The 18315-nt window shown below is 63.4% G+C and carries 13 protein-coding genes and 2 pseudogenes; 8 read left to right on the forward strand and 7 right to left on the reverse strand.

The features are described 5' to 3' along the window. Positions 1-5: 5 nt before the first annotated feature. Positions 6-623 (reverse strand): ChrR family anti-sigma-E factor, encoded by a 618-nt coding sequence (locus FJ977_RS23410; protein ID WP_140774528.1) that lies wholly within the window; start codon positions 621-623, stop codon positions 6-8. Continuing rightward, on the reverse strand, positions 620-1159 hold the full coding sequence (locus FJ977_RS23415; protein WP_140774529.1) for a sigma-70 family RNA polymerase sigma factor: 540 nt from the start codon (positions 1157-1159) through the stop codon (positions 620-622). Before FJ977_RS23415 ends, FJ977_RS23410 begins: the two co-directional genes overlap by 4 nt. A 287-nt stretch (positions 1160-1446) precedes the next feature. Here FJ977_RS23415 and FJ977_RS23420 point away from each other — a divergent pair, with 287 nt between their 5' ends. The 6 genes and pseudogenes from FJ977_RS23420 (at position 1447) to FJ977_RS23445 (ending at position 8690) form a co-directional block, all read left to right on the forward strand. Further along, on the forward strand, positions 1447-1986 hold the full coding sequence (locus tag FJ977_RS23420; protein WP_140774530.1) for a sigma-70 family RNA polymerase sigma factor: 540 nt from the start codon (positions 1447-1449) through the stop codon (positions 1984-1986). A 191-nt stretch (positions 1987-2177) separates the two neighbouring features. After that, a pseudogene (locus FJ977_RS23425) lies at positions 2178-2567 on the forward strand (ATPase domain-containing protein); the annotation flags it as partial. Positions 2568-2683: 116 nt separating this feature from the next. Beyond that, on the forward strand, positions 2684-3436 hold the full coding sequence (locus FJ977_RS23430) for a damage-inducible protein (RefSeq protein WP_140774531.1): 753 nt from the start codon (positions 2684-2686) through the stop codon (positions 3434-3436). Beyond that, positions 3351-4871, forward strand: a complete 1521-nt coding sequence (locus FJ977_RS23435) for a DUF6504 family protein (protein WP_140774532.1) — start codon at positions 3351-3353, stop codon at positions 4869-4871. Before FJ977_RS23430 ends, FJ977_RS23435 begins: the two co-directional genes overlap by 86 nt. Beyond that, on the forward strand, positions 4868-8140 hold the full coding sequence (locus FJ977_RS23440) for an error-prone DNA polymerase (protein WP_140774533.1): 3273 nt from the start codon (positions 4868-4870) through the stop codon (positions 8138-8140). Before FJ977_RS23435 ends, FJ977_RS23440 begins: the two co-directional genes overlap by 4 nt. A gap of 79 nt (positions 8141-8219) precedes the next feature. Continuing rightward, on the forward strand, positions 8220-8690 hold the full coding sequence (locus FJ977_RS23445; RefSeq protein ID WP_140774534.1) for a DUF6496 domain-containing protein: 471 nt from the start codon (positions 8220-8222) through the stop codon (positions 8688-8690). Positions 8691-8746: 56 nt separating this feature from the next. Here FJ977_RS23445 and FJ977_RS23450 read toward each other — a convergent pair whose 3' ends face one another. Further along, a complete protein-coding gene (locus FJ977_RS23450; RefSeq protein WP_140774535.1) occupies positions 8747-9334 on the reverse strand; it encodes an SOS response-associated peptidase in 588 nt (195 codons plus the stop codon). A gap of 58 nt (positions 9335-9392) precedes the next feature. Between FJ977_RS23450 and FJ977_RS23455 the strand changes: the two genes are divergently transcribed. Further along, positions 9393-9899, forward strand: coding sequence for an SOS response-associated peptidase (locus FJ977_RS23455; RefSeq protein WP_140774536.1), 507 nt, complete (start codon positions 9393-9395; stop codon positions 9897-9899). A 59-nt stretch (positions 9900-9958) separates the two neighbouring features. Continuing rightward, positions 9959-11044, forward strand: a complete 1086-nt coding sequence (gene dinB, locus FJ977_RS23460; protein ID WP_140774537.1) for a DNA polymerase IV — start codon at positions 9959-9961, stop codon at positions 11042-11044. A gap of 46 nt (positions 11045-11090) precedes the next feature. On the opposite strand, the gene FJ977_RS35950 is transcribed toward dinB, so the two are convergent. The 4 genes and pseudogenes from FJ977_RS35950 to FJ977_RS23475 all read right to left on the reverse strand — a co-directional run bounded on the left by FJ977_RS35950 (position 11091) and on the right by FJ977_RS23475 (position 18274). Beyond that, a complete protein-coding gene (locus tag FJ977_RS35950) occupies positions 11091-11258 on the reverse strand; it encodes a hypothetical protein (protein ID WP_181180040.1) in 168 nt (55 codons plus the stop codon). Positions 11259-11611: 353 nt separating this feature from the next. Next, a pseudogene (locus FJ977_RS23465) lies at positions 11612-12587 on the reverse strand (DUF2493 domain-containing protein). A 309-nt stretch (positions 12588-12896) separates the two neighbouring features. Then, complete coding sequence (locus FJ977_RS23470; protein ID WP_140774539.1) at positions 12897-13955, reverse strand: toprim domain-containing protein; 1059 nt, start codon at positions 13953-13955, stop codon at positions 12897-12899. Beyond that, complete coding sequence (locus FJ977_RS23475; protein WP_181180041.1) at positions 13955-18274, reverse strand: strawberry notch-like NTP hydrolase domain-containing protein; 4320 nt, start codon at positions 18272-18274, stop codon at positions 13955-13957. The genes FJ977_RS23470 and FJ977_RS23475 overlap by 1 nt, the downstream gene beginning before the upstream one ends. Between the last annotated feature and the right edge of the window lie 41 nt (positions 18275-18315).

The raw sequence follows: 18315 nt of genomic DNA on the forward strand, positions 1-18315 counted from the left end.
CCCGATTACAGCCGAAGAAGCGGCTGTATCATCCGCCCCCAGCCGCTTTGAAACTTGATATTCCCCTGTAGCGCGACGATGCAGACACACGTAGCGCCTTGGCATATCGTTGGCTTGTGTTCGAGGGTCTCGTCGGCCTCGTCGAAGTCGCCGGGGCCGTAGCGGCCGAACTGATGCTCGAATGCCCCTTCCAGCACGCATGTCCACTCATAACCTGTGTGTTTATGATGTGGCAGTTGAATCCCCGGTTCAGCTTTCAGCATGAAGACCTTGATATTCGAGACCACGGGTACGGATATCGACCGTTGCCTCACGCCCGGCCAGACCCATCGCCATTTTCCAAGCTGATAGCGATCGAGCGGTTCTTCCGGCGTCGCGATGGGCGCAGGCAAATTCGTATCGATCAATCCCAAAACCTTTTGCAGGGCATCAGGCTTCATCGCCGCCGGCGATGTCTGATCAAGAAGCACGCCCCCTATCGCCTCATACCGACGAGTCTTGCCGTTGCAGGCAGGACATAAGGAGGCGTGCACTGCAACGACAACGCTGCGCCCTTCGTCAAGCGTGCCGGAAGCGAAGGCTGCAAGCGTTTCTTCAGTCGGGTGGTGGGTAATTGGATTCATATCAAATCACCAAGTCTCTCTTTCAGCCGCTGCAAGGCCAGCCTGATCCGCGACTTGACTGTCCCGAGCGGTAGCCCCAGCAGATCCGCGATCTGCGAATGGGGAAGGCCGTCGAAGAAGTACATTCGGATAACGCGCAACTGCTCTGCCGGTAGAGACACCATTGTCGATCTAACCAACGCCTCGCGCTCTGCCGAGAGCAATTGACGCTCAGGCTCATCAAGGTCCACGCCTTCGTCTCCGGCCCATGGTGCCACGCGACCGTCGCGGCGCACCGCATCGACGCTGACGTTGCGGGCAATCGCATAGACCCACGCCGAGGCGGAAGCCCGCGACGGATCATATTGTGCGGCCTTTCGCCAAAGCCTGACCAGGGTTTCTTGCGCGAGATCGTCGGCGCGATCAGGGCTTGCGCCACGCCTAATCAACATGGCTTTCACCCGCGGCGCGTAGTGTTCGAACAACTCCACAAACGCATCCCGATCCTGTGTCGTCCCGACACGATTGATCAGCCGGGCTGGGTCGAATTCTTCCATCGCTCTCTAATAGATGCGCAAGCTTGCTCCGGCTAGCAAGGCTGAGCCGCTGTTTCTCCTTCTTCATTACGCTCCAGACGATCGTTTGGATCACTGAGGTGCGTTAGGCCTGTTTGGGATCGCAACATTTAATCCGTCGAAGTGATCCATTTCGAACCGACAGACGTATTTCCCAGAACGCGCACATGCAGATTAGCGCTCGATGACGAGCGGGCCGAAAGCGGGTCTATAGGATGAGCCAAGTCTATCACGGGTCGCCAGCAGTCAAGCTTGACAGGTCAAGTCCAATGACGCGCGATGGCATAACCAAACTGATCTTGAGAACAAGCAAACAGGACCGGGCTGCCTTCGACCTCCTTTACCGGCATACCAGCAGCAAGCTGTTCGGCGTATGTCTGCATATTCTTGGCGACCGAGCGGACGCCGAGGAAGCGCTGCAAGAGGTGTTTTTAAAGGTCTGGGCAAAGGCCGACCGCTTCGCAGTATCGGAGGTGAGCCCTATTTCATGGCTGATTGCGATTGCGCGCAACCAGGCAATAGATCGCATCCGATCGCGCCGCCCGCCGTCTCTGGAGATCGACCGGGCGCGAGATGTAGCCGATCCCTCTCCGTGGCCGGAGGCACATATCCTTGCCTGCGATTGTGTCAGGCTGGTTCATCGATGCATCGACCATCTGCCCAAAGAAAAAGCGGAAGCCGTTCGAAGTGCATATTTCGATGGCGAATCTTATGCAGTACTGGCGGCGCGATACAACGTACCGCTCAACACGATGCGAACATGGTTACGCCGAAGTCTGATAAAACTCAGGCAGGCAGTGGAAGATTGAAACTCGGTTCTTGTAACCGAACGTATCCCGCGGCTGCTGCCTCGCGGGGTCAAAGGCTTGTTCCGATGAGTACGATTCCATCCGCGCCCGGTAATCGGCGCAAAACTGCTTTGGACAGAGCTTGAAACACGGCCTCGTTTGCCGTGCGAAGCGGAACCATTGAAATCGCCATCCGTCAGGCTGTTCAAGAAATGCATGAGCGAGGCCACGCGCACCAGGATGACGCTGTCCTGCGGGGCGGGTACGCAAAATTCCGCTCACATCTCGTCGAGGGCAGGCCCGGTTCAGGTAAAACAACCCTTGGTCTCCAGTTCCTGATCCAAGGAGCGGAATTGGGTGAGACGGTGCAGTCCGCGCTTGCCGAAATCGAGCGTATCAAACCAGATCGGGTGGTGTTCGACTCGCTTTCGGAAATTCGATTGTTGTCCCAAGGGTCGTTGCGCTACCGGCGGCAGGTCTTGGCATTGAAGAGCTTCTTCCTTCTGAACAACGCCACCGTGCTTCTACTGGATGATCTTACTGCTGAACATGACGATCTCAACCTACATTCGATCAGCCACGGCGTCATCCGCATGGAGCGGCGCAATAAGCAAGCGGCGCCGCGCACGGTCGCCCATACCCCTTGACTCCCATCTTACAATGATAGAACAAATAGAGAACATGAATATATACGCTTTCACGGAGGTCAACGACCATCTTGCGGCCGGAGCCCGCCATCGACGCACTGCGCGCGCAGATCGAAAAGATCGAAGGCCGGAGCCGACGCGCCAGATCGGTGCTTCCTTTCGGGATTGCCGAGCTGGATGCTCGGCTTCCGGGCGGCGGACTGGCGCTCGGCGCGCTACATGAAATCGCGGGCGGCGGCAACGGCGCCATCGATGGCGCGGCCGCAGCCCTGTTCGCAGGCGGTGTGGCGGCGCGCACAAGAGGCAAGGTGTTGTGGTGCATCACCCGGCCCGACCTCTTCGCTCCAGCACTGGCGCAGGCCGGCCTGGGGTCGGACCGTGTCATCTATGTCGAGGCCGGCGACGACAAGACCATCCTCGCTTGCATGGAAGAAGGCATCCGGCATGGTGGGCTGGGCGCGGTCGTCGGTGAAGTTGCGCGCCTGACGATGACCGCCTCGCGGCGGCTGCAACTCGCCGCCGAGGAAGCCCACACGGTCGGCATCGCGCTGCGACGATGGCGGCGGCAGACGGAGGCGGCCGATTTCGGGCAGCCGACGGCCGCGATGACGCGCTGGCGCGTCTCTGTCCTGCCTTCGGCGCCGCTGCCCGTGCCAGGCGTCGGCCGGCACCGATGGCTGGTCGAATTGATCCGCGCCCGCGCGGGCGAAAGTGCCGATTTCGAATTGGAGGCGTGCGATGGCACGGGTCGTCTCGCTGTTCCTGCCGACCTGGCCGACCGACCGGGTGCGGCGGAAGGCCGGCGGCGCCGCGGCGCCGGCTGAGGCGCCGCTTATCCTGATCGGCCGCGACAAGAACAGGCGCGTGGTGCTTGCGGCCGACGCGGCCGCACTCGCCGCGGGCCTGCGGCCCGGCATGCCGGTAACAAAGGCGCAGGTGCTGGTGCCGGGCCTCACCATCCAGGACGCCGACCCGCAGGCGGATGCCGAAGGTCTCAATCGGCTGGCGGTCTGGATGCTTCGATTTGCGCCGATTGTGGCGCCCGATCCGCCCGACGGGATGGTCATCGACACGACAGGCGCCGACCACCTCCATGGCGGGGAAGCCGCGATGCTGGAAGGCATGGTCGGGCGGCTCGCGATGTCAGGCATTGTCGCGCGCGCGGCGATCGCCGACAGCTGGGGCGCGGCGCATGCGCTGGCCCGCTATGGTGGCCAGCCGATCCGCATCGCACCGGCCGGCGACGGCCAATCCATCCTCGAACCGCTTGCGCTCGAGGCGCTGCGGCTCGCGCCTGAGACGGCGGCCGAACTGCGACGGCTTGGCTTCCAACGCATCGGCGATCTTCTGAACCAGCCGCGCGCGCCGCTTGCCCTGCGCTTCGGTCCGGAGATCGGCCGCTGTATCGATCAGGCGCTGGGCAACGTCGCCGAGCCGATCGACCCGGTTCGCCCGCCCGATATCCTCGAAGTCCGCCGCGCCTTCGCCGAGCCGATCGGCGCGGCCGAGACAATTGCGCGCTACATCGGCAAGCTCGCCGCCCAGCTCTGCGAACTGATGGAGCGGCGCGGCCTCGGCGCGCGCCGTATCGACCTCATCTGCCAGCGCGTCGACAGCCAGGCCCAGGCCATCCGCGTCGGCATGGCAAAGCCCGTCCGCGACGCCAAGCGGCTGACGCGGCTGCTTTGCGACAAGGTCGAGACCATCGCGCCCGGTTTCGGCATCGAGACGATGATCCTGGCGGCGACATCGGTTGAGCATTTGGAGCGCAGTCAGGTGGTAAGTTCCTTAATTGAGGAAAGCGTGCCCGACGTGTCCGACCTCATTGATACGCTGATGAACCGCGTCGGCGAGCGGGCTGTCTACCGGCTTGCGCCTGTCGCCAGCGACGTGCCGGAGCGTTCGGTCGGCAAGATCGCGGCGATGGCCGCTGACACCGGCGCGGGCTGGCCCGGCCATTGGCCGCGGCCATCGCGCCTCCTGGCGCAGCCTGATCCGGTCGAGACGGTGGCGCTGCTGCCCGACCATCCGCCGGTGTCCTTCACCTGGCGTGGGGTGCGCCGGCGCGTGAAGCGCGCCGACGGTCCGGAGCGGGTCTTCGGCGAATGGTGGAAGCGCGACGCCGAGCTTGTGGCGGTGCGCGATTATTTTCGGGTCGAGGACGATGCCGGCGAGCGCTACTGGCTCTACCGCGCCGGCGACGGCGAAGATGCTGCGACGGGCTCACACCGGTGGTTCCTGCACGGGGTCTTCGGATGACCGACGTCCGCTATGCCGAATTGCAGGTCACCTCGCATTTCTCCTTCCTGCGCGGCGCGTCGTCAGCCGAGGAGCTGTTTTCGCAGGCAGCGCTTATGGGCATCGAGGCGCTGGCCGTCGTCGATCGCAACAGCCTCGCCGGCATCGTCCGCGCCCATGAGGCAGCGAGGACGACCGGCGTGCGCCTCATCGTCGGCTGCCGGCTCGACCTCACCGACGGCATGTCACTGCTGGTCTACCCGACGGACCGCGACGCCTATTCCCGGCTCTGCCGGCTGCTGTCGCTCGGCAAGGGCCGCGCCGGCAAGGCGAAATGCCGGCTCGACTGGAGCGACGTCGTTGCCTACGGCGACGGCCTCCTCGCTGTGCTCCTACCTGATCTGGCGGACGAGATCCTGGCGCTACGCCTGCGGCATCTGCGCGAGGCGTTCGGCGACCGGGCCTATATGGCGCTAACGCTCAGGCGCCGCCCCAACGACCAGCTTCGCATCCATGACCTGGCCGCCCTCGCCTTCCGGATGAATGTGCCGACCGTCGTGACCAACGACGTGCTCTTCCATGAGCCGGGCCGTCGCATCCTGCAGGACGTCGTCACCGCAATCCGGCACAACGTCACCATCGACGCGCTCGGCGAGCGCCGCGAACGGCATGCCGACCGCTATCTCAAGCCGCCTCCGGAGATGCACCGGCTCTTCGCGCGCTATCCGGAGGCGCTCGCACGCACGATCGAAATCGCCGACCGCTGCCGGTTCTCCCTCGATGAACTCGCCTACCAATATCCGGAAGAGCGCGACGACCCGTCGCTGACACCACAGCAGGCGCTCGAAAAACTGATCTGGCAGGGCGCTGCCACGCGCTACCCCGAGGGTCTGCCCGATAGCGTCGCAGCGTCGCTGCGCCACGAATTGCGGCTGATCGAGAAGCTCGATTATGCACCCTACTTCCTGACTGTGAATTCGATCGTACGCTTCGCGCGCTCGAAGGACATCCTGTGCCAGGGCCGTGGGTCGGCCGCCAACTCGGCTGTCTGCTATGTGCTGGGCATCACCTCGATCGATCCCGGCCGCAACGACCTTTTGTTCGAGCGCTTCGTCTCCGAAGAGCGCCGCGAGCCGCCCGACATCGATGTCGATTTCGAGCACGAGCGGCGGGAGATCGTCATGCAATGGGTGTTCGACACCTATGGCCGCGACCACGCTGCCTTGTGCTCCACAGTCGTGCGCTACCGCACCAAGGGCGCGCTGCGCGATGTCGGCAAGGCGCTCGGCCTTCCCGAGGATCTCGTCCGCACGCTGTCCGGCCAGGTCTGGGGCTGGTCCGAGGAAGGCGTCGAGGATCATCACGTCGAGGAGCTCAATCTCAACCTCGCCGATCGCCGCCTGCGGCTGACGCTCAACCTTGCCCGTCAGTTGATGGGCGCGCCGCGCCATCTCAGCCAGCATCCGGGCGGCTTCGTGCTCACCCATGACCGTCTCGACGACCTGGTGCCGATCGAACCGGCGAGCATGAAGGACCGACAGGTGATCGAATGGGACAAGGACGATATCGACGCGCTCAAATTCATGAAGGTCGATGTGCTGGCGCTCGGCATGCTGACCTGCATGAAGAAGGGCCTCGATCTCCTCGCCGACACCAAGGACATCCGTCTCGACCTGGCCACCATCCCTGCCGAGGATCCGCGCACCTACGCCATGATCCGCAAGGCCGATACGCTCGGCACCTTCCAGATCGAGAGTCGGGCGCAGATGTCGATGCTGCCGCGGCTGAAGCCGAGGACCTTTTACGATCTGGTGGTGCAGGTGGCGATCGTGCGCCCCGGACCGATCCAGGGCGACATGGTCCATCCCTATCTGCGCCGGCGCGAAGGGCTGGAGCCGGTGCACTACCCGAAGCCGGAGCTCGAAAAGGTGCTCGGCAAGACGTTGGGCGTGCCGCTGTTCCAGGAGCAGGCGATGCGGGTCGCCATCGAATGCGCCGGCTTCACGCCGGGCGAAGCGGACATGCTTCGCAAATCGATGGCCACCTTCAAATTCACCGGCGGCGTCTCGTCCTTCAAGACCAAGCTGATCGAGGGGATGGTCGACAATGGATACGAGCGCGACTTCGCCGAGCAGACCTTCAAGCAACTCGAAGGCTTCGGCTCCTATGGTTTTCCCGAAAGCCATGCCGCGTCCTTCGCGCTGATCGCCTATGCCTCGGCCTGGCTTAAATGCTGGCACCCGGACGTGTTTTGCGCGGCATTGCTGAACAGCCAGCCGATGGGCTTCTACGCGCCGGCGCAGATCGTGCGCGACGCGGCCGCGCATGGGATCGAGATCCGGCCGACCTGCGTCAATGCCTCGCGTTGGGACTGCACACTCGAGCCCGTCGACGATGATGGCCGCTTCGCCGTTCGGCTCGGGTTGCGCATGGTGCGCGGTCTCGCCAATGGGCATGCCAGCGCAATCGTCGCAACGCGCGCCGATCAGCCTTTCGCCTCCGTCGACGATCTCTGGCGGCGCGCCGGCGTGCCGCAGGCCGCACTCGTTCAGCTCGCCGAGGCAGACGCGTTCCGGCCAGCACACGGTCTCGCGCGACGCGAGGCGCTATGGGCGATCAAGGCGCTGCGCGACGAGCCGCTACCGCTGTTTGCGGCCGCGTCGGCCCGTGAGACTGAGGTGGTGCCCGAGATCAACGAACCGGCGGTGTTACTTCGGCCAATGACCGCCGGCGGCGAGGTCGTGGAAGACTACCGCCACATCGGCCTCACGCTACGCAGCCATCCAGTCTCCTTCCTGCGTGAGGACCTTCGACGCCGACGCATCGTCTCCTGCGCCGAGGCTATGGATGAGCGCGACGGCCGATGGCTGGAAGCGGCAGGGATCGTGCTCGTCCGGCAGCGTCCTGGCTCGGCCAAGGGCGTGATGTTCATCACGCTCGAGGACGAGACTGGTATCGCGAACCTCGTCGTCTGGGCGAAGGTGTTCGAGCAGCACCGGCGCACCGTTTTGTCGGCGGGCATGGTCGCGGTGCGGGGCCGGATTCAGCGGGAGGGCGAGGTAGTTCATCTCGTCGCGCGGCGCATCCTCGATTTATCCGCCGAATTGGCCAGTGTTGGCGAGCGTGAGGGCAAATTTCCCGTTCCGTATGCGCATGGCGATGAGGTGACCAATGGCGGCTCCGCACCCGATCCGCGCGAGCTGCCGCCCAAAGGACTGCGAACCCGCGACATCTACATTCCGGATCTCCACATCGACAACATCAAGGTCAAAACGCGCGATTTTCGCTGAAGCAGCGTCGTGATCGCCATGGCGTTGGAACCGGTGGTTCACACTTTCGTTTTCCCGGATCACCGATCAGGAGGCCGAAATGGCGGAATCAGCCCGACAGAAGCGCATTACCGGACGTGTCATGCATGAGTTCAAACATGGCGAACTCAAAAGCGGCCCCGGCGGAAAAGGCGGACCGGTCAAAAGCAGAAAACAAGCGATAGCCATCGCGCTCGAGGAGGCCGGCGACTCCAAATATGAGAGCGATCGTCGCAACAAGAAGAACCTTCATCGGACGGAAGCCAAGGAAGCCAAAGGCAAGACAGGTCAACAGGAGAGCGAAGGAAAGTCGCATGTCGGCGCCTTCGGCAAGCGCGAAAGTTCGAAGTCCATGGGCGGAAAGGACGCCCGCAAGCCGACGTCCAGCGGAAAGAAATCAGCTGCCACCCGTGCCCATCGACCGGATGGCCATACGCATGATGAGCTCTACGCAAGAGCGCAACGTCAGAAGATCGCGGGCCGGTCAAAGATGACCAAGCAGCAACTGGAGAACGCCTTGGGCATCTCGTGAAAATCGCGAAGACGCACCGCTCCTATCAACTAGCAAAGAGGGACTGCTGAGTCAGATCAGCCGACCTGCTCGACCGAAAGCGTCCCTGCTGGCAAAGGCCGGATCAGAGACTTGGCCGAGACCGATGGGTCGAGCCATGCAGCCCAATTCTTCCGCTCCAGGATGACGATCTGCCGATCGTGATAGGGCGCAATGTCGGGACCGGGCTCCATTGTCAGCATCGTGAAGGCTTCGCCGACATCCGTGGTGTCGCGCCAGATACCGGCGATGCAGAAGATCCGCTCGTCGCGCTTGGTGAAGAGCCACTTGTCCTTTCGCTTTTTGCCCTTCTCCGTCGGATTGGTGAATTCGTAAAAGCCATCGGCCAGGATCAGGCAGCGGTTCGAGGCGAACTCGCGACCATCCGAGCGGAAGTTGTAGACCGGACCTTTTTGCCCGGGCCAGCTCCATCGGCGCTGGACCAGATCACCCTCGCCGCTCGCGTCGCCGACCGCGCGGATGATCGGCCCTATATCCGTTATCTTGATATCCTCGCGCGCCTCGATATTCGGCGCGCCCTCGCTGAAGCGGATCTTGATCTTGAGATCGGCGAAGTCCTCGACGATCGAGGCAACGTCCACCATCAGCCGGTAATCATTGCACATGTGTCACCTGTTTCTCGGCGTTGCGCGGCAATCCTGTTCCTGTTATGTTCTTTTGACCATGAACGCAAGAGCTTTCGATTCCGATGCACCGCTCGACGAACGCCGCATCATCATAAGACGCTATGGCGGCGATGTTGAGATGCTTGAGTTGCCGTGGGGACTTCAGCCTAAGGAACCAGGCGGGCGCCCTTTCACGGTAGTGCGTGCAGAAGACCGTTCGTTTCCGAGCCATCGCTGTTTGGTGCCAGCGTCCGAATTCCGGCACCGCAGCCAGGGAAAGAACTACAGCTTTCGCCTTGCAAACGGTGATTGGTTCTATTTCGCCGGTATCTGGCGGCCGGCCACGCGCGATTGGCCGGAAGCCTACGCAATCCTCACAATCCAGGCCAACGATGACATTGCGCCCCATCATGATCGCCAGATGGCGGTGCTGCGTCGGGACGAACGCTCGGCTTGGCTCGACATGACGCATCCGGAGCAAGAGGTTCTTCGCCCCCTTCCAAGAGCAAGTTTTGCAGTTTCGCGTCTCCGCCAGGGTCGCACGCAGGCTGAATCTGCGATCTGAAGATTATAGGATCTCTCGGGTACGAAGCTTAGACCCTGGCGAAATGACATTGCAGGCAAATGGTCCCTGAACGCGGCGCCGACCCGCGCAAGATTATCCATGTCGATATGGATGCGTTCTACGCGTCGGTCGAACAGCGCGACAATCCAGAACTCCGCGGCAAGCCGCTTGCCGTCGGCGGAGCCGCCGCCCGCGGCGTGGTCGCGGCCGCCAGCTACGAGGCCCGCGCCTTTGGTGTTCGTTCCGCGATGCCTTCGGTCACGGCAAGGCGCAAATGCCCAGAACTGATCTTCGTGCCGCCGCGCTTCGAGGTCTACCGAGCGGTCTCGGCCCAGATCCGCGACGTGTTCGCCGAACACACCGATCTCATCGAGCCGCTTTCGCTTGACGAGGCATACCTCGATGTAACGCAGAACCGGCTCAACATTGCGTCTGCCACAACGATTGCCGAGATGATCAGGGCGAAGATCCTGCTGGTGACCGGTCTCACCGCGTCCGCAGGCATCTCTTACAACAAATTTCTCGCCAAAATGGCGTCCGACCAGAACAAGCCGAACGGCCAGTTCGTCATAACGCCACGTCATGGGCCGGCCTTCGTGGAGACTTTGCCCGTCAAGAAATTTCACGGTGTCGGCCCCGCGACCGCCGCGAAGATGGAAGCGCTCGGCATCGAGACCGGCGCCGATCTCAAGGGCAAGTCGCTTCCCTTCCTGCAGCAGCATTTCGGAAAGTCGGGCCTCTGGTACTATCAGATCGCACGCGGCATCGATGAACGCGCGGTCGAACCGGATCGGCCGCGCAAATCGATCGGCGCCGAGGATACATTCACAACCGACATCGTCGATCTCGATGCATCAATCGCCGAACTCAAGCCGCTGGTCGCCAAGGTTTGGGGATATTGTGAAGGCAAGGGCATCCGGGGCCGGACGGTCACGCTGAAGGTGAAATTCACGGACTTCCAGCAGATCACGCGCAGTCGTACAGTGGCGGCGCCGATCGAACTTCCTGATTTCGAAGAGCTGGCAGCCGATCTCCTGAGGTCGGTATTTCCGCTACGCAAAGGGATCCGCCTTTTGGGTATAACACTCTCGTCGCTGGGCGACGCGTCGCCGCCGGATCAACGGCAGTTGCGGTTTGAACTGTAGGGAGCCATGTCTGCCGGGATAAACCCGGCCGACATGGCTCTCCGGATCAGCGCGCGTGTGGATCAATCTCGCGGACGATCTGGGAGGCGTCTCCGTCATACTCGTCCGCCGGCACGACCGTGAGCGTCCCGTCGCCGGCGCGGAAGATGACGATGCTGACCATCAGGCTGGTGGCGAGGCTGAAGGCGAAAGCGCTGGCTTCTACGAGGGACATTTTTCCGGCTCCTGTTTGGAAGCGGGGAGCGATCCCCGCGTGACAGGCGCCCGATGTGTCCGGCCGAGGGCCGCAATCACCGTGAAGGCAAGGCCGAAACGGCGGCACGCTTTGCGTAGTCCGACCCTTTATGGGTTGATGGCATCAGGCCCTCGGACCGGATCGAGGAATTGCGCCGACAAACGCGGCGATCGGTTGTCTGTTCTCCATTGCAGGACCAGATGCGATGTGAACCTGGTGGTCCGTCGCCTTGCCTTCATCGACGCCACATCAGCAGGCGCTCGTCCGATCAACGCGCCGTCAGCGACAGAAATCGGAGCGAGCGATTTGAGGCGCGTGGACTGGTGGCCGCTTCACGGGGCGCCGAACTTCATCACCGGAATGCCGAGCTTGCGGGCCTTGTCGGCGAGGTTGTCCTGAATGCCAGAGCCGGGGAAATAAACGACGCCAATCGGCAAGGTGTCGAGCATGGCGTCGTTGCGTTTGAAGGGCGCGGCCTTGGCATGCCTGGTCCAGTCCGGCCTGAAGGCAATCTGTGGCACCTTTCGGCTGTGAGCCCATTTGGCCGCGATCAATTCGGCACCTTTTGGTGATCCGCCATGTAGCAGGACCATATCCGGATGCTTGCCATGGACCTGGTCGAGCTTGGACCAGATCAGCCGATGATCGTTGAAATCGAGCCCGCCGGTGAAGGCGACTTTAGGCCCGGGTGGCAACAGCACATGGCTGTCTGCATGCTTCCTCGCGGCAACGAAGTCCCTGCTGTCGATCAGTGCCGCGGTCAGGTTGCGGTGGTTGACGACCGAGCCCGAACGCGGCCGCCAGATCGAGTGGGTGTGACGCTCGTAGTGTTCGGAGGCCTGGTCGCGCATCAACTCGAAGGCGCCGCGGCGTTCAAGAAGTGTCTGACCTTGGGCGATGAGGTTCTCGAGCTCGACCGACTTGACCTCTGATCCATCCTGTTCGCGCTGCCGCCGTCGCTGGCCAACTTCGTTTTCATCGAGTTCGCGTTCGATCCGCTTGGTCGCGCGATGAAACAGATTGACCGTACCCCACAGCAGCTCTTCAAGATCGGGCTCAAGGCGTGTGTCGGCCATCGCCACCACAAGAGCGTCGAAGATGTCGGCGATGCTGGCTGCCACGACCCGGCCTTCCGGAAGCGGGCGCGGATCGGGTTCGTCGTCGAAGGGACGGTAGCCGTAGAGCTGAAGCTCCTGAAGGACGTGTTCGATGGGTGATGTTGCGGGCTGCGGTTCATATTCGATATCGTGCTCGGTGCTCATGGCGGCTTGCCTTCGTCGGATCGGCCGCGCCCATCGCGGCCTTCATGACGACGAAGGCGATGGACGATCCGGACTTGCACCCGCAGCGTCAGCGCAGGGCCGGAACGGCAGTGGAGGATGGCGAAGCCCGGCTATTTTGCCTCGCGATGGAAAGGCCCGAAGACGGGTCCCCGTGCGGCTTGCCGCACGGGGTGGCAAGGGCCGCCGGAAAATAGCCGGGCGCAGCCATTGCCTGTCCGGATCGGCCGTCGCCCGATCGCCCTCTGGAAGGCCGTGGGCCGGCCCTCACCCTGCGGAGCTCCTCCTGCGCACCGAGATACGCATCGCAAATGCCGCCGCTCCCTTCCCTTTCCGGTCAGGCCGCCAGCTTCATGAAACGTTCGACATCCTGCGGAGCGATCTGGACCCGCAGGATCGCCTTCAGGGCATCCGTGCCGAGCAGACGCAGATCCTCGTTGAAGTCGCCCAGCCGTGGCGTCAGGACCATCGCCTCGATACCGGCAGCGCTGGTGCGTTCGATGAGGGTTGCCACGGCTCCATCGCCTGCCGGATCATTGTCGCGGGCGATATAAAGCCGTCGCAATGTGTCAGGGAACAAGATTGCTGACAGATGCGCCGCCGACAAGGCTGCGATCGCTGGCATGGCCGGCAGGATCGTGCGTTGCGACAGCATGGTCTCGATACCTTCCCCGGCGGCCATGACGTCGTAGCAGCAGCCCAAGCGGACGGCGTGACCGAGCAGGTCGCCCATGGCTCGTCTCGGCGTGTCGATCGGAGCGCGCCCGAGATGGCTCTTGCTGAATCCGCCTGGGTCGAGCCAGGTGCGGTGCGCACCGGTGAGCTTGCCTTTGAGGTCCGTGACCGTCGCGATCATCGCGGGTCGTGCTTCGGTCGGGCCGTGCTCCGGCCGATAATAGCAGCGCGGATGAAACCGAAGGTTCCCGGTTTCATGCAAGGCTGTAATCGCACGTCCGCGCAGATACGTCTCCACAAGCGTCCCTGAGATCGGCTGCGATATGGACACCAGCCGCCGCGCCGCTTCGACGGAGCCGCCGGCAGCGGGAATGGCTTGCCCCCACCGAGCATTTGGTTCGGTCGTGGTATGGGGCATGGACAGAAAGCTTCGAGCCTCGTCGGAAACGTCCCTGAAGTCGACAAGGCCGAGCGATTCACGGATGACATCGAGCAGGTCGCCGTGCTCGCCGGTGGCAGCGTCAGTCCATTTCCCGGCGGCGCCCTGGCCGGAATCCGATCCCGTGAGACGGACAAACGTCGAGCGCCCCGGCGCATTGCGGGCGTCGCCAACCAGCCAGTAGCGGCCCTCGCGGCGACCGTTGGAAAGATAGCGGCGGCACACCGCCTCCGCCCGTTGGGCTAGACGGCGTGCCAGTTCGGATGCATCGCGAGGTGGCATCAGATGGCCTCCCTATCGCTGATGCGCTCTATCGGATGACGCTCGATGACCTTGCCAAGCACCGCTGGTCCGCTTGCGTCCGCAGGCACGAACATGCGCAGCTTCCAGGATATGATCTCATGGAAAAGCCCGTAGGCCGTTAGCCGCTCGCGCATGCTATCGGTGAAGCCCGACAGCTCGATGCGATTGGCGCCCATGACGCGCACGCGGCGCAGATGAAGTCCCCCTGCGAGGTCGAGCATCGTTCGTCCGTCCGCAAGGGCGTTGAAGGCATCTTGCGCCGTCAGGGTGCTAACGCCGGTTGCGAGCGCGCCGGCGGCCCATGCGGCCGAAACCCTGCGTCCGATGATACGCTCCCCCTCGTCGGTCTGGAGCCGATAGACCCGGCTCGATTCGTTTGGAAGTCGCTTCCAGATCGGCAGCAGCAGTCCCGCGACAATGTGGATGGTCGAGTCCGAGAACGCCGGGACGGCCGCGACCTCGGCACTCCAGGCGGCGGTGAAGGTCTCGCGATCAGCCTGCTGCCAATGACTGTCCTCCATCATGCGCAGGGACGCATGGTGCTGTTCCATCGGCCGGATCAGCCGCACCCGCCGTTCGATTTCGCCATCATCGAGCATGAACGATGGCGCGGGCACCTGCACGGCTGCAAGCCTTGAGCGTTCGTTGACCAGCAGGATGGCGCGCTGGTCGTCGAGTTGGGCGACAGCTTCCTCGACGCGCACGGGTCGGTTGCGCTGACGCTGATCGATGGTGAGGAGCTGCGTTTCGGCGCCTGTGCCCGGATGGGTGTAGATCGCCCGCCGATCGGTGACGACGAAGCTCTCGGCTTGCAGCGTTTCGAGGCCAAGATCATACACCCCAGCCGCGATGGCGCCTTCCACCTTGGCTGTGAGCAGCTGCTCGAAAGCCGCGAACAGGATGTCCTGCAGTTCGATGGTGAGCGCCAAAAGGCGATTGAGGAAAGTGGTGATCGGCGGCAACTCGTCCCTGATGCCGTTCTCGTCGGTCAGCGTCAGCCCCGTGGTTTGCTCGAACAGCTTGAGCGAACAGCCCTCCACCTTGCCGCGGACGATAAACAGATAGAGTTGGCGCAGCGCATCGCGCGCATAATGCGATTCCAGATTATCCTCCGGCCGGAACAGGCCCTGCCCGCCAGTCTGGCGCTGGCCACGCGTGATCGCGCCCAGTGTATCCAGGCGCCGGGCAATCGTGGAGAGGAAACGTTTTTCGGCTTTCACGTTGGTGGCGATCGGCCGGAACAGCGGTGGCTGCGCCTGATTGGTCCGGTGCGTGCGGCCAAGACCTTGGATGGCGGTATCGGCCTTCCAGCCAGGCTCGAGAAGATAGTGGACCCGCAGGCGTGTGTTCCTTGCCGAAAGCTCCGCATGGTAGCTGCGGCCTGTACCACCTGCATCGCTGAACACCAGGATGCGCTTGACGTCATCCATGAAGGCCTGCGTCTCGGCGAGATTGGCTGAGGCTGCGCGGCCCTCAACCATCAGGCGCTCACCCCTCCTGACGATGCGTCGCGAACGGCCCGTCACCTCCGCGACCACGTCGGTGCCAAAGCGCTGGACGATCTGGTCGAGCGCGCCAGGAACCGGTGGCAAGCTCGCCAGCTTCTCGATCAGGCCCGTGCGGCGAGCGACCGCCTCGCGGCTTTCGACGGGTTGGCCGTCGCGAAACACCGGCCTCGACGACAGGTTCCCTTCCGAGTCGGTAAACGGTTCGTAGAGTTGCACTGGAAAGGAATGCTCGAGGTAATCCAGCACATATTCGCGCGGCGTGATGTCGACGCGGACATCGTTCCATTCCTGCGTTGGCACCTCGGCCAGCCTGCGTTCCATCAGCGCCTCGCCGGTGGAGACGATCTGAATCACGGTCGAATGCCCGGACTGCAGATCTTGCTCGATTGCGCGGACCAGCGTCGGCGTCTTCATAGACGTCAGCAGGTGGCCGAAGAAACGCTGCTTGGTGCTTTCGAAGACCGAGCGCGCGGCGGACTTGGCCTGACGGTTCAATGTACCGCTATTACCGGTGATGTTGGCCGCCTGCATGGCTGCGTCGAGATGGTTGTGAATGACGGCAAAGGCGCCTGCATAAGCATCGTAAATGCGCCGTTGTTCAAGCGTCAGTTCGTGCTCGACCAGCTCGTACTCGACCCCGTCGAAGGAGAGCGAGCGCGCCGTATAGAGGCCGAGCGCACGAAGGTCCCGGGCCAGCACCTCCATTGCCGCCACGCCACCCGCCTCGATTGCCTCGACGAACTCCGCGCGGGTCGAGAACGGGAAGTCCTCGCCGCCCCAGAGGCCAAGCCTTTGAGCGTAGGCCAGATTGGCGACGGTGGTCGCGCCGGTGGCCGAGACATAGACGACACGAGCGCCAGGCAGAGCATGCTGCAGGCGCAAACCGGCCCGGCCTTGCTGTGAGGGCGCGACATCGCCACGCTCTCCCTTGCCGCCGCCGGCATTCTGCATCGCGTGCGCCTCGTCGAATATGAGCACTCCGTCGAAATCCGGGCCCAACCATTCGACGATCTGCCTGACGCGCGAAACCTTCTCGCCTCGGTCGTCGGAGCGTAGCGTGGCATAGGTTGTAAAAAGGATGCCCTCTGGCAGCGTGATGGCGCGCCCTTGCGCGAAGCGCGAAAGCGGCGTGACGAGCAGACGCTCCATGCCGAGCGCGGCCCAGTCGCGCTGCGCGTCCTCGAGCAGCTTGTCTGACTTCGAAATCCACACGGCCTTGCGCCGGCCTTGCAGCCAGTTGTCGAGCACGATGCTCGCCGACTGCCGGCCTTTGCCGACGCCGGTTCCGTCGCCGATGAAGAAGCCGCGCCGGAAGCGCACGGCTGCCGGCGCGTCATCGGGTGCTGCGGTGACAACATCGAGCGTGTGATCGACCGACCACGATCCGGCGAGAAATGCGCAATGGGCCTCGCCGGCCAGGATCACCGTTTCGAGCTGGGCGTCGGAGAGCGACGTCAGGATATCGCCGGGCAGGGTCGGGCGATAAATGGGCTTTGGCGGCGCGACCGACGCCATTGCCGCGGACTGGACCAGCCTGGTCGGGTGTGCCTGTGAGCCGGGAATACGGATCGTCTGCAATCCATAGTCCTCGTAGATCGCGTCGGTCAGCCCTGCTCCCTCCCTGGGCGTCCAATCGACCGTCTCGTATGACAGTTCAACGCCGACGGGCTGGGGAAACTGCCGGTGATCTTGGCCTGCGACAGGGCGGGCGAGATGACCGTGGGCCGTGCGGGGAGCGGTAGCGGCGGGGACGACCTTCACCGCTTCGGCGACCGGCAGTCGTGCCGGGACGTGCTTCTCGATCCAGCTAAGCAGCGTGGCGGCATCCGGCGCAGAGCCGGGCGAAGCTGGGATGACGGAGGCATCTCGAGCGGGCGCCTTATCGATCACCGTCAGCCGGGTCTCCATCGTCGTGCCATGTTTGGCGTAGACAGCGCCGCCGATCCTGGCTGTGAAAACGACACGACCGTGCTCCTGGAAGCGCACGAAGGCAGCGCGCCACGCCGGCATCTCCGGCCCGAAATTCGCACCGGTGATGGCGACCAGCCGCCCCCCATCGGCAAGCCGGGCGAGTGCTGAGGCGACATGGCGATAAGCCGCATCTGCGACGTGACCACGCACATTGGCGAGGACCGAGAAAGGCGGATTCATAAGCACGACGGTGGGCAAGCTGACGGGGTCGAGATGATCATCGATCTGGGCCGCGTCGAACCGCGTGACCGTAAGGGAGGGGAAGAGATTGGACAGGAGACCCGCACGCATCTCCGCCAACTCGTTCAGAACAAGTGAGCCACCCGCGATCTCGGCAAGGATGGCAAGCAGCCCGGTGCCGGCGGAAGGTTCGAGCACCCGGTCAGCCGGCGATATGCCGGCCGCGCGGACGGCTGCGACGCCCAGCGGGATAGGAGTCGAGAATTGCTGCAGCGCCTGGGCTTCCTCGGAGCGGCGGGTATGCGTGGGCAGAAGGTCCGCAATCCGGCTGAAAAACGGCAAGGCGGACGCCGTGGGACCGGCCTTGCGCAGAAGCGACCTGCCGTATTTGCGAAGGAAGAGGACGGTCGCGGCCTCGCATGCATCATAGGCCGTCTTCCAGTCCCAGGCGCCGGTTGTGTCGGACGCCCCGAATGAGGCTTCCATCGCGCTCCGCAGAACGGTGGCATCGACCCGGCGGCCGCATTCGAGGTGGGGGAGTAGGCGCCGGGCCGCTGCGTAGACTGCTGTGGCTGGATCGACATGCGTAGCGGCGGAAACGGTCGCATCTGCGGTCGCTGTCGGAGACAAGAAGTTCATTGGAGATCCTCTGGAGAGCGAGACCGGAAAAGCCCATCGGC

The sequence above is a fragment of the Mesorhizobium sp. B2-1-3A genome (assembly GCF_006442655.1).
GTDB lineage: Bacteria > Pseudomonadota > Alphaproteobacteria > Rhizobiales > Rhizobiaceae > Mesorhizobium.

Bases quoted from the DNA above. Each gene is read 5' to 3' on its own strand.
- FJ977_RS23435 (WP_140774532.1), top strand. From the start codon at position 3,351: ATGGCACGGGTCGTCTCGCTGTTCCTGCCGACCTGGCCGACCGACCGG.
- FJ977_RS35950 (WP_181180040.1), bottom strand. From the start codon at position 11,258: ATGTCCCTCGTAGAAGCCAGCGCTTTCGCCTTCAGCCTCGCCACCAGC.
- FJ977_RS23440 (WP_140774533.1), top strand. From the start codon at position 4,868: ATGACCGACGTCCGCTATGCCGAATTGCAGGTCACCTCGCATTTCTCC.
- FJ977_RS23455 (WP_140774536.1), top strand. From the start codon at position 9,393: ATGAACGCAAGAGCTTTCGATTCCGATGCACCGCTCGACGAACGCCGC.
- dinB (WP_140774537.1), top strand. From the start codon at position 9,959: ATGGTCCCTGAACGCGGCGCCGACCCGCGCAAGATTATCCATGTCGAT.
- FJ977_RS23420 (WP_140774530.1), top strand. From the start codon at position 1,447: ATGACGCGCGATGGCATAACCAAACTGATCTTGAGAACAAGCAAACAG.
- FJ977_RS23450 (WP_140774535.1), bottom strand. From the start codon at position 9,334: ATGTGCAATGATTACCGGCTGATGGTGGACGTTGCCTCGATCGTCGAG.
- FJ977_RS23415 (WP_140774529.1), bottom strand. From the start codon at position 1,159: ATGGAAGAATTCGACCCAGCCCGGCTGATCAATCGTGTCGGGACGACA.
- FJ977_RS23475 (WP_181180041.1), bottom strand. From the start codon at position 18,274: ATGAACTTCTTGTCTCCGACAGCGACCGCAGATGCGACCGTTTCCGCC.
- FJ977_RS23445 (WP_140774534.1), top strand. From the start codon at position 8,220: ATGGCGGAATCAGCCCGACAGAAGCGCATTACCGGACGTGTCATGCAT.
- FJ977_RS23470 (WP_140774539.1), bottom strand. From the start codon at position 13,955: ATGCCACCTCGCGATGCATCCGAACTGGCACGCCGTCTAGCCCAACGG.
- FJ977_RS23410 (WP_140774528.1), bottom strand. From the start codon at position 623: ATGAATCCAATTACCCACCACCCGACTGAAGAAACGCTTGCAGCCTTC.